General features: G+C 65.4%; 14 protein-coding genes. 1 reads left to right on the top strand and 13 read right to left on the bottom strand.

Annotated elements, in window-relative coordinates; translation table 11 throughout:
- Positions 1 to 48 precede the first annotated feature (48 nt).
- The 3 genes from MKP08_RS10835 to MKP08_RS10825 are packed head-to-tail and all read right to left on the bottom strand — an operon-like array spanning position 49 to position 2,187.
- Complete coding sequence (locus MKP08_RS10835; protein ID WP_241553837.1) at positions 49 to 450, bottom strand: acyl-CoA thioesterase; 402 nt, start codon at positions 448 to 450, stop codon at positions 49 to 51.
- Positions 443 to 844: a hypothetical protein gene (locus tag MKP08_RS10830; protein ID WP_241553836.1), complete on the bottom strand. Its 402-nt coding sequence runs from the start codon at positions 842 to 844 to the stop codon at positions 443 to 445. The genes MKP08_RS10835 and MKP08_RS10830 overlap by 8 nt, the downstream gene beginning before the upstream one ends.
- Positions 841 to 2,187 carry a pyruvate dehydrogenase complex dihydrolipoamide acetyltransferase gene (locus tag MKP08_RS10825; RefSeq protein ID WP_241553835.1) on the bottom strand — a complete coding sequence of 449 codons (1,347 nt, stop codon included), beginning with the start codon at positions 2,185 to 2,187 and terminating at the stop codon, positions 841 to 843. The genes MKP08_RS10830 and MKP08_RS10825 overlap by 4 nt, the downstream gene beginning before the upstream one ends.
- 123 nt (positions 2,188 to 2,310) lie before the next feature.
- Between MKP08_RS10825 and MKP08_RS10820 the strand changes: the two genes are divergently transcribed.
- Complete coding sequence (locus MKP08_RS10820) at positions 2,311 to 2,766, top strand: universal stress protein (protein ID WP_241553834.1); 456 nt, start codon at positions 2,311 to 2,313, stop codon at positions 2,764 to 2,766.
- A gap of 15 nt (positions 2,767 to 2,781) precedes the next feature.
- Here the strand turns inward: MKP08_RS10820 and MKP08_RS10815 are convergent, their stop codons facing one another.
- The 10 genes from MKP08_RS10815 to radA all read right to left on the bottom strand — a co-directional run bounded on the left by MKP08_RS10815 (position 2,782) and on the right by radA (position 14,543).
- Complete coding sequence (locus tag MKP08_RS10815) at positions 2,782 to 3,297, bottom strand: peroxiredoxin-like family protein (RefSeq protein WP_241553833.1); 516 nt, start codon at positions 3,295 to 3,297, stop codon at positions 2,782 to 2,784.
- Positions 3,298 to 3,350: 53 nt separating this feature from the next.
- A complete protein-coding gene (gene rnr / locus MKP08_RS10810; RefSeq protein ID WP_241553832.1) occupies positions 3,351 to 5,711 on the bottom strand; it encodes a ribonuclease R in 2,361 nt (786 codons plus the stop codon).
- A gap of 24 nt (positions 5,712 to 5,735) precedes the next feature.
- Entirely contained in the window at positions 5,736 to 7,178 is a 1,443-nt protein-coding gene (locus MKP08_RS10805) for a M28 family peptidase (protein WP_241553831.1), read from the bottom strand.
- Positions 7,179 to 7,219: 41 nt separating this feature from the next.
- The gene (locus tag MKP08_RS10800; RefSeq protein ID WP_241553830.1) at positions 7,220 to 8,764 is read right to left on the bottom strand and encodes an aminoacyl--tRNA ligase-related protein; all 1,545 of its coding nucleotides are present in this window, start codon (positions 8,762 to 8,764) and stop codon (positions 7,220 to 7,222) included.
- 52 nt (positions 8,765 to 8,816) lie between these two features.
- Positions 8,817 to 9,395, bottom strand: a complete 579-nt coding sequence (gene phaR / locus MKP08_RS10795) for a polyhydroxyalkanoate synthesis repressor PhaR (RefSeq protein ID WP_241553829.1) — start codon at positions 9,393 to 9,395, stop codon at positions 8,817 to 8,819.
- Between the two features lie 73 nt (positions 9,396 to 9,468).
- Positions 9,469 to 10,515, bottom strand: coding sequence for an alanine racemase (locus MKP08_RS10790; RefSeq protein WP_241553828.1), 1,047 nt, complete (start codon positions 10,513 to 10,515; stop codon positions 9,469 to 9,471).
- Positions 10,512 to 12,146 carry an MFS transporter gene (locus tag MKP08_RS10785; RefSeq protein WP_241553827.1) on the bottom strand — a complete coding sequence of 545 codons (1,635 nt, stop codon included), beginning with the start codon at positions 12,144 to 12,146 and terminating at the stop codon, positions 10,512 to 10,514. Before MKP08_RS10785 ends, MKP08_RS10790 begins: the two co-directional genes overlap by 4 nt.
- Before the next feature lie 31 nt (positions 12,147 to 12,177).
- A complete protein-coding gene (locus MKP08_RS10780; protein WP_241553826.1) occupies positions 12,178 to 12,606 on the bottom strand; it encodes an iron-sulfur cluster assembly scaffold protein in 429 nt (142 codons plus the stop codon).
- Entirely contained in the window at positions 12,603 to 13,139 is a 537-nt protein-coding gene (locus MKP08_RS10775) for a CvpA family protein (RefSeq protein ID WP_215228207.1), read from the bottom strand. Before MKP08_RS10775 ends, MKP08_RS10780 begins: the two co-directional genes overlap by 4 nt.
- Positions 13,140 to 13,151: 12 nt before the next feature.
- A complete protein-coding gene (gene radA, locus MKP08_RS10770; RefSeq protein WP_241553825.1) occupies positions 13,152 to 14,543 on the bottom strand; it encodes a DNA repair protein RadA in 1,392 nt (463 codons plus the stop codon).
- Positions 14,544 to 14,610: the final 67 nt, after the last annotated feature.

Here is a 14,610-nt window from a genome sequence, read left to right as displayed (position 1 = left end):
GTCCTTCGACAGGCTCAGGACGAGCGGATCTAGGAGTGGCGCGCGTACTCAATCGTTCGCCCCATCCAGCGCTGCCGCGCCTGCCGCGCGCACCGGGCGCGGGGTGCCGTCGTCGTGGGTGAGGACGAACACGAAGGTGCCCTTGCACACCAGCTTGGTCGCCTCGCCATGGCGCTCGCGCGCGATCCCCTCGGCGGCGATCGTGATGGAGGTGTTGCCCTCGCGCTCGACCTCGCAATAGATCGACAGCTCGTCGCCCTGCATCATCGCGGCGGGAAAGCCGAAATCGGTGGCCGCGACGACATTTGCCCGGCCCTCGCCGATCCGGCTGGCAAGACTGCCCGCGCCGAGCGCCATCTGGCTCATCAACCACCCGCCGAACACCCCGCCATAGGGGTTCATGTCGGTCGGCATCGCGGTGACGCGGATGAGGGGGTTACGGTCAGGCATCGCGGGTCGCAGCGTTCTCGGCGATGACCCACCAAACAATTCCAGCGGACAAACCGGCAAACATTCCAGGAATTAACCACTGCGAATTTCCAAAGAACCCTATCGTCATGAAGCTCACTAAACCACCCGATATCGTCGCCAGGATCAATAGCGGGACGATTGAAATCACACCTATCCATCGCAAAATCATAGCGATCGGCAAGCCAATTAGAAATCCGGAAATCGCCACCGGAATAAGACTTGCAATATAGATATAGATAAACAAGAAAATGTTATCGGAACTAAATTGCATGTCTCCTGTCGCAAGAAGGTATGCAAATACTATCGAGTCAAAAACGATCGCAGCCATCAACGTGGCAGTTGCGAAAGCTTTCAACTCACGTCCAAATGTCAAACCACCAGCCCCATCGGGTTCTCCACGAGGCTCTTGAACGCCTCCATCAGCTGCGCGCCGGTGGCGCCGTCGATGGCGCGGTGGTCGAAGCTGCCCGATGCGGTCATCACGGTGGCTACCGCCAGCGCGCCGTCGGCCACGTAGGGGCGCTGCTCGCCCGCGCCGACGGCCATGATCATCGCCTGCGGCGGATTGATCACCGCGTCGAACTGCTTGATCCCGAACATGCCGAGATTGGAGAGGCTGGCGGTGCCGCCCTGGTATTCGTGCGGCTGCAGCTTCCCGTCGCGCGCCTTGCCTGCCAGCTCCTTCATCTGGGTGCTGATCTTCGCCAGCCCCTTGCTGTCCGCCTCGGTGATGATCGGCGTGATCAGACCGCTGGGCGCTGCGACCGCGACCGAGACATCGGCGCGGCTGTAGCGGTGGAGCGTGTCGCCCTGATAGCTGACATTGCAATCGGGAACGCGCATCAGCGCACGGGCGAGCGCCTTGATCAGCAGGTCGTTGACCGACAGCTTGACCCCGTCCGCTTCCAGCCCGGCATTGAGCTGCTTCCTGAGGTCCAGCAGCGGGTCGAGCCGGATGTCGATCGACAGGTAGTAGTGCGGGACCTGCTGCTTGCTCTCGGTCAGGCGGCGGGCGATGACCTTGCGCACGTTGGAAAGCTTCTCTTCCTCGTAAGGCGCGCCGTACTCGCTTTCGGCCGGCGTCTTCGCCGGGGTGCGCGGCTGCTCCATCTCGCCGGTGCCGTCGGGTTTCGTCGCCGCTTTCGCTGGCTTCGCTTCCCCTTTCTTGGCGCCTTCGAGGTCCGCTTTCACGATCCGGCCATTCGGGCCGGAGCCGGTCACATCGGCGAGGTCGATGCCCTCCTGCTCCGCGATCCGCTTCGCGAGCGGGGAGGCGATGATGCGGTCGCCGTCCACCTTCGGCGCGGGGGCCGATTGCGGCAGTTCCTGCGTCTTTGCCGAGGCGGGCTTCGCATCCTTTGCGTCCTTGGCGGTGGTGCGGTCGGAGGGCGCCTGCCGGTCGCCCTTCCCCTCGTCGTCGCTATCCTCGCTCTCGCCGGACGGCGCGGCGTTCGCCGCTTCCTCGACGTCTTCGCCCTCGCCTGCGAGCATCGCAATCACGGTGCCGACGGCCACGCCCTCGGTCCCCTCGTCCACTTCAATGCTGGCGATAGTGCCTTCGTCGACCGCCTCGAACTCCATGGTCGCCTTGTCGGTCTCGATCTCGGCCATGATGTCGCCGGCCTCGACCTTGTCGCCCACGCCGACGAGCCACTTGGCGAGCGTGCCCTCCTCCATGGTGGGGGACAGGGCGGGCATCTTGATCGGTGTGGGCATCGGGTCTCCTCTGGCGCTACGGCGGCGCGGATTTGCCGAACGGCTTAGGCGAAATAGGCGAAGCGCGGCAAGGTCCTTGCCACGCATACGTTTTCAGCCGATATCCGTGCCCGGGAGACGGACTTGCGGACATTCCTTGTCATCATCGACGAGACCGAAGAGGCGCGAAAGGCACTGCGCTATGCCAGCAGGCGCGCGGAGGCGACCGGCGGTACGGTGCAGATTCTCGCGCTGGTCGAGCCACAGAGCTTCAACGCGTTCGGCGGCGTGCAGGCCACGATCGAGAAGGAGGCGCGCGACCGGGCGGAGGCGATCGCCACCAGCGCGGCGGGCAATCTCTTTTCCGAAAGCGGCCGCATGCCCGCAATCAGCGTGGAAGTGGGCGACGGCAACACGGTGGTGCGCAATTACCTAGAGGCGCATCCCGAGGTCACAATGCTGGTGCTGAGCGCCGCGGCCGAAGGCGCGCCGGGGCCGCTGGTCTCACACTTCTCGCAGATCGTCGGCGCGCTGTCGTGTCCGGTGGTGTTCCTGCCCGGCCGACTCAGCTTCGAGGAAATCGACCGCATCTCAGAGTAGTGGCGCTATCGGATGTCATGTGGCGGTTCCGCGCGGGGGATAGTCCTCCTCGGCGATGAAATCGAGGTTTTCCAGCAGATCGTCGAGGTCGGGCCGCGTGAAGGGCGCACTTTGCACCTGCGCCATGTAGAGTTTGCCATCGGGCCGGATCAGGAACAGGCCGGGTTCGGAAAACCGGTCCGGCTCTTCGCTGCCTTCGCGCTTCTCGGAGATATAGAGCCCCCACTTCCGGGCATCCTCCTCACTCAGATCGTAGACGAGCGGCAGATCGCCGGTGTCCCATTCGCCGTCGACCTTCATCGCCCGTTCCTTGCTATCCATGGAGAGGGCGAAAACGTTCAGGCCGCGTCTGGTGAACCGGTCGAGCTCGCCGCCGAGTTCCTCCAGATAGTTCTTGCATATCGGGCAGTGACTGCCGCGGTAGAACACGAGCATCGTGAAGGCGTCGGGCGACTGTTTCGAGAGTTCGAACTGCGCCTCGATCGTAAGCGGCAGCTGGATGTCGGGGGTCTTCTCGCCGGGGATGAGCATGGTCGGTGTCTCCTTTTATTCACCAACCGGTCCCGGACGGGTCCCGTTCCGCCCTACTTCTTCTTGCGCCCCTGGTGCCGGATATTGCCGGGGCGACCGCGCTTGCCCTGCGCGTGCTTTGGCGGGCCCCTGCCATCCCTCCTGCCCGTCCCTTTGCCTTTGGGTGGACCACCCTTCTTGCGAGGAGGTGGGCGATCGCCGCGCGGTTCGATCTTGCCGCCATCGCTGTCGGGCACGTCGAATTTGAGCGCGCCGGTCAGCGGGTTCGATTCGGCGAGCTTCAGCCGCAGCCGCTGCCCCACCTCGTAGCGCGTGCCGCTGTCCGAGCCGATCAGCGCCTGCGCGGCCTCGTCGTAATGGAAATATTCGCGACCCAACGTGGAGACCGGCACCAGCCCGTCCCCACCGAATCCCAGGATGGTGGCGAAGAACCCGAAACCCTGCACGCCCGTGATGCGCGTGTCGAATTCCTGGCCGACCTTCTCGGCGAGATAGGCGGCAACGTAGCGGTCGATGGTATCGCGCTCCGCCTCCATCGCGCGGCGCTCCGCTTGGCTGATTGCGTCGGTGATCTCGTTCAGCTTCGTGCGATCGCGCTCCGACAGCCCGCTGGTATCGGGCAGCGAGCCCGGAGGCGCCGGTTGCTCCAGCCCGTAGGCATCGACCAGCGCGCGGTGGACCAGCAGGTCGGCATAGCGGCGGATCGGCGAGGTGAAATGCGCATAGCTGCCGAGCGACAGGCCGAAGTGGCCCGCGTTCTGCGGCCCGTAATACGCCTGCGTCTGACTGCGGAGCACCGCCTCCATGAGCAGCGCCTTCTCAGCTTCGTCCGTCACGTCCTTCAGGAAGCGGTTGAACAGCGTCGGCGTGATGACCTGGCCCAGCGCCAGCTTCTTGTCCTGCGTGGCGAGATAATCGCGCAGGGCGATCAGTTTCTCGCGGCTCGGCGGTTCGTGGATGCGATAGACCACGGGAGCGGTCTTCGCCTCCAGCGCCTTGGCCGCGGCGACATTGGCCGCGATCATGAAATCTTCGACGAGTCGGTGGGCATCGAGCCGCTCGCGCACCGCGATCTCGGCGATCTTGCCCTTGTCGTCGAGCACCACCCGGCGCTCCGGCAAGTCCAGATCGAGCGGATCGCGCGCCTCACGGGCCGCGAACAGCGCCTTCCACGCCGCCCACAGGCTCTTGAGCTCGTCCGACGCCGAGCCGTCGTCGATCGCGGCCTGCGCGTCCTCGTAGGCGATATTGTGCGCCAGCCGCACGATCGCGCGGGTGAAGCGCCACTTGGTGATCTTGCCGTCCGGCGAGATATGCAGGTGGCACGCCATCGCCGCACGGTCCTGATCCGCCTTCAACGAACACACGTCGGCGCTCAGCACTTCGGGCAGCATCGGTACCACGCGGTCGGGGAAATAGACCGAGTTGCCGCGCTTCCTCGCCTCACGGTCGATCTGGCCGCCGGGCCGCACGTAATAGCTGACATCGGCGATGGCGACGATGGCGTTGAAGCCACCATTGCCGTCGGGCTCCGCCCAGATGGCATCGTCGTGGTCGCGCGCGTCGGCGGGGTCGATCGCGACGATCGGCACGTTGCGCAGGTCCTCGCGCTTGTCGGCGTGCAGCGCCAGTTTGGCTGCGCGCTCGGCCTCTTCCAGCACCTCCTCGGAAAAGACGTGGCGGATGCCGTGCTTGGCGATCGCGATCAGGCTGAAGCTTTTCGGCTCGAGCGGATCGCCCACCACCTCGGTGACGTTCACCCCCGCGCGCGCTCCGCGCCCGGCGGGTTCGGCCAGGACCAGCTGACCTTCCTCCGCCCCGCCGATATCGCGGATCGGGGAGGCATTGCGCACCTTCTTGTCGATCGGTGCGAGCCATGCTTTTCCGCTGCCGTCGATCTCGACCACACCCATCATTCCTTCGGTACGGGCGGGCAGCTTCTTCATCGGGTGGGCGCGCCAGCCGCGATCGGTTTCCTCATTGCGCGCAAGGATGCGGTCGCCCCGCTTGAGGGCGGGCATGCCCCCGGTCTTCTTCTGGCCCTTGCCGCGACCGCCCTTGTCTTCGACCACCAGCAGGCGCGGCGGCTTCGCGCCGTCGTCCAGGTTCCAGTTCTCGGGCTCGGCGAAGATATCGCCATCGTCGATTTCGACGACCGTGAGCACGGTAACCTTCGGCACGCCGCCCATGCGGTGATAGGCGGTCTTCTTGCCGTCGATCAGGCCTTCTTCGGCCATATCCTTGAGCCGCTTCTTGAGCGCGATCTTTTCCTGCCCCTTCAGACCGAAGGCCTTCGCGATCTCGCGCTTACCCGCCGGGGTGTCGGAGGTCTGGATGAATTCGAGTATCTGCTCGCGCGTCGGCAGGCCCTGGGGCTTGCCGTGCGAGTGCTTTGCGTTTTTCTGTTGTGTCATTCGCCCACCAATATGGGGATCGCCCTACTCGCTGTCACCCTCCCCTTGCGCGATCGGCGCGAAAGCACCGCCGGGAACCGCGCTGGCGACGGGGCTGCACGCGCCGTCGGCGGAGCAGGATGAGACGCCGAAGAACCAGTCGTCGCCCCGGATATGCGCCAGCGTGGTCGAAATCTCGGTACGAGAGACAGCTGCTCCATTGCGTTGTCCGCGTGGTTCGCGAACGGATACGACAACCCCTTCGTTGGCCTGCCTCACCGCATCGGGCACGTCGATGGTATCGAACGGCTCACTCGGCCAGTAGGGTTGATCCGTCCGTCGCCGATAGAGGCGATAGGAATGCGCGCCGACAACCGGCTTCCAGCTGATTTCGGTATCGGTGCTCACCGCTGCTTTCGCGACCGGGGCGGGTGGCATCGGAGCCTGGGCCAGCTCCGCCAGCGTACGCACGTTCAGCTGTGTGACCTTGGCGAGGTAGGGGAAGTCCATCTTGTCGATGGTGTCGCCGTATTCGACTCCGTCTTCGGTCCTCAGGTCCTGATGCTGCTGGTCGTAGTTCTCGACCGCAACGGAGAAGCGGATTGCGGGATAACCTTTATCCAGAAACGGAAGCTGGTCGCCACCCCGCCCCATCCGGTCCGTCCGCCATATCTGACGAACCGCCAGTTCGCCCTCGCTCTTCTCCGCGATGTCATCGACGAAGCGCGACAGATTGCGGCTCGGGCTGTCGTTCTCACCGCCGTCGCGCGCCTGCGCGGACAGCGCCCGGTCGGTCACATCGGCGCGCGTCCCTTCGGAAAAGACGCGGACGTGCTCGGCGTCGCAATAGCCATCGGAACCGCAGCTGTTGCCCACGATGTCGTTGTTCAGCACAGCCTTGACCGTCCAGCCCTGCTGCTGCGCGTAATCCGCCAGCAACTGGCCCCCGTAGAGCCCCTGCTCCTCGCCCGAGAGCAGCGCGTAGACGATCGTGGTCGGATATCGGTGTTTGGACAGGACCCGCGCTGCCTCTATCGCTAGGGCGGTGCCGCTGCCGTCGTCGTTCGCGCCGGGCGCGTCGGCGGTCGCGTTCATCACATCGCTGACGCGGCTGTCGATATGGCCCTGCACGATCACGACCTCGTTCGGGCGCTCGGTCCCGCGCTGGATCGCGACTACATCGCGCAACCGCACCGGATCGGGAATGCGCCCGCCCTGCACCTGCGTTTCGGGCAGCACGACCTCGAGACAGCCGCCGCACTTGTTCGAGATCGATCGAAATTCGTCCGCGCCCCAATCGACCGCCGCGCCGATGCCGCGCTTCGGATCGGTCTGGCTGGAAAGCGTATGCCGCGTGCCGAACGACACCAGCTTCTCCACCGTCTGCTTCAGGCGTTCGGCGGACACGGCGCTCGCCGGATCGTCCTGTGCGGCGAGAGGTGTCGCGAGTAGAGCGATAGCGGCGGATGCGAGCAGGGGCTTCTTCATGCGCGGCACTGTCGCCGCGAATGCTCGCGATTACAACTCCGTCAATACGCCTTCGCGACGTAGATCCGCTCCACCGCCGGATCGCCGGTGAAGATGCAGGGGCCGTCGGCGGCCGGACCGTCCATCGGGACGTTGCGGATCGTCAGCTTCAGCTCCTTGAGCTGTTCGACCACCTTATCCAGCGCCGCACCGGTCGGCTTCGACCATTGCACCTCGACCCAGCCGGGGAACTGCGCATCGCCCGAATAGAAGGCGCGCAGGCCATCCATATCGGAAATATCGCGCACGATATTCGCATCGCGCCGCTCCGTCGCCTCGGTGAACAGCGCGTGTTGGATATCACCCAGCAAGCCGCCAATCGTCTGGCCGGCGACCTCGCGCGTCGGGGACTGGAAGGCGGGTTTGCCGGTTTCGACATCCCACAGCGCATCGCGGCGCAGCAGGCTGACGACGCCGTTTTCCATGTCGCGCGCGCCGACCTCGATGATCACCGGCGCGCCCTTGCGCACCCAGTCCCAGCGCTTGGCCGCGGCCTTGCCCGGCTTGGTGTCGAGCAGCACGCGCACAGGCTCGCCCAGCGCGTGCCGCCCGGCGATCGTGGCGCGCAGCCCCTCGCAATAGTCGAGCAGTTCCGCATCCTCCGGTTTGTCGCGCAACATCGGCAGGATCACGACCTGCCACGGCGCGATGCGCGGCGGCACGCGCAGCCCGTCGTCGTCGCCATGGGTCATGATGACGCCGCCGATCATGCGGGTGGAGACGCCCCAGCTGGTCGTGTGGCAGAACTGCTGCGAACCCTCGCGGTCCTGGAACTGGATACCGCTCGCCTTCGCGAAATTGGTGCCGAGATAATGGCTGGTACCGGCCTGCAGCGCCTTGCCGTCCTGCATCATCGCCTCGATCGACCAGGTCTCGACCGCGCCGGGAAAACGCTCGTTCTCCGGCTTCTCGCCAGCGATCACCGGCAGCGCGAGATCTTCCTCGGCACAGGTGCGATAGACCTCCAGCATCGTCATGGTGTGCGCCTTGGCCTGCTCGGCGGTCTCATGCGCGGTATGCCCTTCCTGCCACAGGAATTCGCTGGTGCGCAGGAACATGCGGGTGCGCATCTCCCAGCGCATGACGTTGGCCCACTGGTTGGTCAGCAGCGGCAGGTCGCGCCAGCTCTGGATCCAGCGCGCCATGGCATCGCCGATAATCGTTTCTGAGGTCGGCCGGATCACCAGCGGCTCTTCCAGCTTCGCCTCGGGATCGGGGATCAGCCCGCCTTTGCCATCGGCGATCAGGCGATGATGCGTGACGACTGCCATTTCCTTGGCGAAGCCTTCGACATGCTCCGCCTCGCGCTCGAAATTGGCGAGCGGGATCAGCAGCGGGAAATAGCAGTTCTCGTGCCCCTTCGCCTTGATCCGGTCGTCGAGCAGGCGCTGGATGCGTTCCCAGATGCCGTAGCCCCACGGCTTGATCACCATACAGCCGCGGACGCCCGATTCCTCGGCCAACTGCGCCTCGGAAACGACCGCCTGATACCATTGCGCGAAGTCGTCCGCGCGCTTGATCGAGAGGGCGTGGCGGATTTCGGGCACGGGCAGATCCTGGTGTTTGGCTGGCAAGGGGCGGAAGGGCGCCCCCCTCGCGCTATTTGCCCAGTTCGTCCAGTCGCTTTTGCATCGCTGCCATCTGCGCGCGCATTTCGGCGAGGTCGTCGCCCTTCGCAGCGGGCGCTTCGTCGGTGGTGGCAGGTGCGGGCTTATCCTTCCGGCCCCCACCCATGAACGCCTCGGTCGCAGCGCGCATCATCTCCATGTTGTTCTCTGCGATCCTGGCGAAGGGATGATCCTTCCAGCCCGACTCCATCGCCTTTTGCCATTCGGGCCGGTGGGTGGAGAAGTTCTCCATCGCCGCCTCCAGGAAGTGTGGCATCACCGGCTGCATCGAATGACCGTAGAGCGAGATGATCTGGCGCAGGAAGCTGATCGGCAGCATTTCCGCGCCGTTCGTTTCCGCCTCCATGATGATCTGCGTCATGATCGTGCGGGTTAGATCGTCGCCGGTCTTCGCGTCGATCACCTTGAACTCCACGCCTTCGCGGGTCATCCGGGCGAGATCGTCGAGCGTGATGTAGCTCGACGAGGCAGTGTTGTAGAGCCGCCGGTTGGCGTATTTCTTGATGACGACGGTATCGTCGCCATCCGGCTTGGTGGTTTTGTTGGCCATCTTCGGCTCCGGGCTTTGTGCAGTTTTGCTGCAGCTTACCACCTGCAATATGTGCAGTGCAACATGAGCCGCATCAGCGGCGGAAACGTGTTCCGATCGTGGTCAACAATTCGTATTGCGACAGCCCGCTTTGGGCGGAGATTTCGGGCAGGTCGAAAGGTATGTCGAGCCACTCGCCCGCGCGAAGGTCGGGCGCGGCGGTAATGTCGGCGATCACCATGTCCATCGATACCTTGCCCAGCAGAGCCAGCTCGCGACCCTCGCTGACCAGATGCGATCCGCCGCGCGCGCGCAGGAACCCATCGGCATAGCCGAGCGAGACCGTCGCGACCCGCATGGGTGCCTTCGCCACAAACTCACGGTTGTAGCCGACCGCGTCGCCTGCGCCGATATCGCGGGTCTGGATGATCGCGGCGCGGGGAAAGGCGACTTGCCGGATCGTGCCGGATAGCTCGCCGCGCGGGATGCCGCCATAGAGCGCCAAACCCGGCCGTGTTAAGTCGGCATGGTAGCCCTCCCCCAACGCGATACCTGCGCTGTTGGCGATGCTCGCCTCGCGATGGCGAAGGCGGGCGCGCGCCTCCCGGAACGCCGCGAGCTGGCGCGCATTGGCCGGATCGTCTTCGTCCGCGCTGGAAAGATGGGTCAGCAAAACGCGAACATCGAGCGCGGCAATCGCTGGCTCCGACAGCGCTGATACGGGAACGCCGAGCCGGTTGATTCCCGTGTCGACCATCAGGTCGCACGGGCCCCCACCCCCCTCGGTCCAAAGCCGCGCCTGATGCAGCGAGTTCACCACAGGAACCGCGCCAACAGCCCGCGCATAGGCCACCTCGTCCGTGCTGTTCGCGCCATGGAGGACGCTCACCTGCTCGGGCGGCACGTGCCCGACCACGCCGGCAACCTCGCTCCAGTGCGCGACGAAAAAGTTGCGCGCACCCGCATCGCGCAGCACCGGCACGCACATATCTACGCCGAGGCCGTAGCAATTCGCCTTGGCCGCCGCACCCGCGCGCGCCTTTCCCGACAGGCGATCGAGAGCGCGCCAGTTCGCGGCCAGCGCCTCGCGATCGATGCGCAGTTCGAGGGAACGCGGAGGAGGCTCGGGCAGGTTGGTCATGTGTTCTCGAACTCCCGCGGCGGGCCGCCGCGAATACCCCAGATCGCAACGATCGCACCGAATGCCGTGAGGGCCCAGGTGTACCAGAGGCCCGAATAGACATCCCCGGTGCGCGCCACGATGTAGCTTGAAATGAGCGGCAGGAACCCGCCGAGGATGCCTGCGCCGAGGTGGTAGGGAATCGACATCGAGCTGTAGCGGATCTTGGCCGGGAACATCTCCGTCAGCAGCGCGGCGACCGATCCGTAGGTGAGCGCCGAGAGCATGCCCATCGCCAGCAACAGCGCGAAGATGCCCGCAAGGGCGACTGCGCCGGGCTGCTGGCGTGCGAAGTCGAAACCCGCGCGGCCGAGCATCTCCTGCAAACAGTCGCGGCGCGCGTCGCTGTCGGTCAGCCAACCCGAGGGAATGGCGAAGGCTTGGTCTGCAATCGACATGGAAAGGGCCGGTGCCTCGCGCACGCGATAGGCGACACCGCTCGCCGTCAGTGTCTCGAGCACCTTGCCGCACGGACTCTGCTCGCGCCCGGTGAGCTCGGCGAAGGGGTCGGTCGCGCAATCGCGCCCCGCCACCACAACCGGATAGCGCTCCGCCGCATCGGCCAGCGCAGGATTAGCGAGGTGTCCCATGCCCCAGAAAATTGGGAAGACCAGCACCAACGTCAGCAGAGCCCCGACGACGATCGGCTTCTTGCGACCGATCCGGTCGGACCAGCGTCCGACGATGACGTAGAGCGGCATGGCCGCCAGCCCGGCGCAAAACAGTATGTATTCGACCGTCTTTTCTTCCACCCGCATCGGTCCGCGCAGGAAATTCAGGCTGGAAAAGAAGGCGGTGTACCAGATCACCGTCAGCGTGCCGGCAACGCCGAACAGCGCGACGAAGATCCGCCCCTTGTTACCGGGATAGGTGAAGCTTTCGACGAAGGGATTGCCGCTCGTCTCGCCCGCGTTCTTCATCGCCTGGAATACCGGACTCTCGGACAGTTTGAGGCGCATCCACAGCGATATGGCGAGGAGCAGCAGGGACAGCAGGAACGGCACGCGCCAGCCCCACGCGGCGAAAGTGTCTTCGGGAATGATCCAGCGACACAGCACGACCACCGCGATGGACAGGACGAAACCGCCCACGACGCTCGCCTGGATGAAGCTGGTGTAGAACCCGCGCTTCTCCGGTGGAGCATGCTCAGCGACGTAAATCGCCGCGCCGCCATATTCGCCGCCCAGCGCCAATCCCTGCAGGATGCGCAGGCCGATCACGATGATGGGCGCGACGATCCCGATACTGGTCGCATCGGGGACGAGCCCGACGCCAGCGGTCGCAATTCCCATCAGCGTAACCGTGACGAGAAAGGTATATTTGCGGCCCAACCGGTCGCCGAGAAAGCCGAACAGGATCGCGCCGAGCGGACGGAAGCCGAAGCCGATCGCGAAGCCCGCCCAGACCAGCAGCAACTGCAATGTCGGGTTTCCGCCCGGAAAGAAGGCGGCGCCGATCAGGCCGGCGAGCGTGCCGTAGATAAAGAAGTCGTACCATTCGAAGATCGTGCCGGCGGATGATGCGGCGATAACGAGCCGGATTTCCTGCGCGGTGGGTTCGCGTTGCAATGCGGTATCGACGCTCTCGGCCATGGCTATCCCTCTCCCCCTTATGGAAAGCGGTTTACTCAGGGGCCTGGGAATTGGAAAGCGCGTCGATCGCGGCCCTCCACGGCAGGAGCATCGCGCCATGGCGACCGGGATAGGCCCGCGCGGGCTCGAGCAGCGCAAGGTCGGGCCAGTCGGGGCGATCTGCGTTCTCGGTGAGCCAGTCTTCCATCGCCCTGGCCGAGCCAAGCAATTGCTCCCGCGTCCTGCCGACCACATGGCGGGCGAAGATCGCGGCGGACGCCTGGCCGATGGCGCACGCCGACAGCCGCAGGCCGATCGCGGCGATCTCGTCGCCGGACAGCCTGAGCCCCAGCGACAGCGTACTCCCGCATGCGGGAGAGCGCGCCGCGCCGCGCAAGGGCAGATCGTCGGTCAGCGGATACGCGTGCAGCTCCACCGCCAATGCCAGAATTTGCGGGGTGTAGAGCTTCGCCGCGCTCATTCGGCTGCCGGTTCCTCGTCCTCATCGGTAGTGCCGGATTGCGCGGTGCGCCTCTCCTGAATGTAGGTGACCGTCGCGTCGGTCGCCGCGTTGACGACAGGATAGGTTCGCGCCTGTGTGATCCAGTCCGGTCGCCCCTCCTCGCCCCAGATGGTATCGTATCCCAGCACCACGATGGAGAAGGCGATCATCACGATCACCGCCCCCTTCAGCGCGCCGAAGCCGAAGCCGAGGGCGCGATCGACCGGACCCAGCATGGAATTGCGAGAGGTCTTCCCCGCGCGCGTCGCGATCAGGCGCATGAGGCCGTAGGAAACGCCCAGCAAGAGGAGAAACGCCACCACCGCCGCCGTGGTCTCGGAATCGAATTTCGGAGCGAGCCAGGCAAGCAGCGGTTCGTGGAAATAGCGGATCGCTACGATCGCCGCGACCCAGGCGAGAAGCGACAGCACCTCCTGCACGAAGCCGCGCGCAAAGCCGCCGACAGCGCCGAAACCGACGATCACGAGAACGATGATATCGAAAGCGGTCATTTATTCCGCCGATTATGCGTTGCCCATCACCCGGTCAACGAGGTTGGCGAGCCGGTCGAGCGCGATCCGCTGCAGTCCCTCCACCTTGTCCTCGTCCGATTTACCGGATGGGCGCGGTCCGTAACCGCGATCGAAGCCGAGCTTCGCCGCCTCGCGCAGCCTTGGCGCGCCGCGCGCGACCGGACGAATTTCGCCTGCGAGCGACACTTCCCCGAACCACACCGAACGATCGGGCAATGGCCGGTCGGCAAGCGCGGAGACCAGCGCGGCGGCGACAGCGAGATCGGCGGCGGGGTCGGTCAGGCGGTATCCGCCCGCGACGTTCAGATAGACCTCCGCATTGGAGAAGCTCAGGCCGCAGCGCGATTCGAGCACGGCGAGCAACATCGCCAACCGGCCATTGTCCCAGCCCACGACCGCGCGGCGCGGCGTCGCGCCCGATTGCAACCGCACGATCAGCGCCTGAACCTCGACCAGCACCGGCCGCGTACCCTCCAGCGCGGGGAACACCGCGCTGCCCGCCAGCGGCTCGTCCCGGCCCGACAGGAACAGCGTGGAGGGGTTTGCGACCTCCTCCAGCCCTTGCCCAGCCATCGCGAACACGCCGATCTCGTCCACCGCGCCGAAGCGATTCTTGAGCGCGCGCAGGATGCGGAACTGGTGGCTGCGCTCGCCTTCGAAGCTCATCACCACGTCGACCATATGTTCGAGCACGCGCGGGCCGGCGATACTGCCGTCCTTGGTGACATGGCCGACCAGGACGAGCGCGACCCCGTTCTCCTTGGCGTAGCGGATGAGCTCGAACGCGCAGCCGCGCACCTGGCTGACGGTCCCGGGTGCACCTTCGATGGTGTCGGAATGCATCGTCTGGATCGAATCGATCACCAGCAGCGCCGGGGGCCGATCCTGAAACTCCCGCCCACCAAGCGTGGTCAGGATATCGCGCACCGATGTCGCGGACGCGAGCTGGACCGGCGCATCGGCGAGACCGAGGCGCGAGGCGCGCAAGCGGACCTGTCCCGCCGCTTCCTCACCGCTGATATAGACCACCTGTCCGCCGCCGCGCGCGATACTCGCCCCGGCTTGCAGCAACAGCGTGGACTTCCCGATCCCGGGATCGCCCCCCATCAGGATCGCGGAGCCGGGGACGAGGCCGCCCCCCAGAGCGCGGTCGAATTCGGCAATGCCGGTCGGGCGGCGTTGCAGTGCCTGGCCAGGCGCGTCGAGCGCCTCCAGCGCGAAGGCCCGCCCGCCGCTCGACAAATCGTGTTTCTGCGAGAAAACGGTCGCGGGCACATCCTCGACCAGCGTGTTCCATTCGGCGCAATCGCCGCACTGACCCTGCCAACGGTGCGATAAGGCCCCGCAGGCCTGGCAGACATAACGCTTCTTCGGCTTCGCCATTTGCGCCCTCTATCGAGAACAATTCGGGAACGCAATTGCAAAGGGCGCTTTCTCCCGCCATCATTGC

The organism is Erythrobacter sp. LQ02-29 (assembly GCF_022576075.2).
In the GTDB taxonomy this organism is placed as follows: Bacteria; Pseudomonadota; Alphaproteobacteria; order Sphingomonadales; family Sphingomonadaceae; genus Alteriqipengyuania.
The sequence above is the reverse complement of the archived record's forward strand: the minus strand, read 5'-3'. Positions and strand labels throughout refer to the sequence as shown.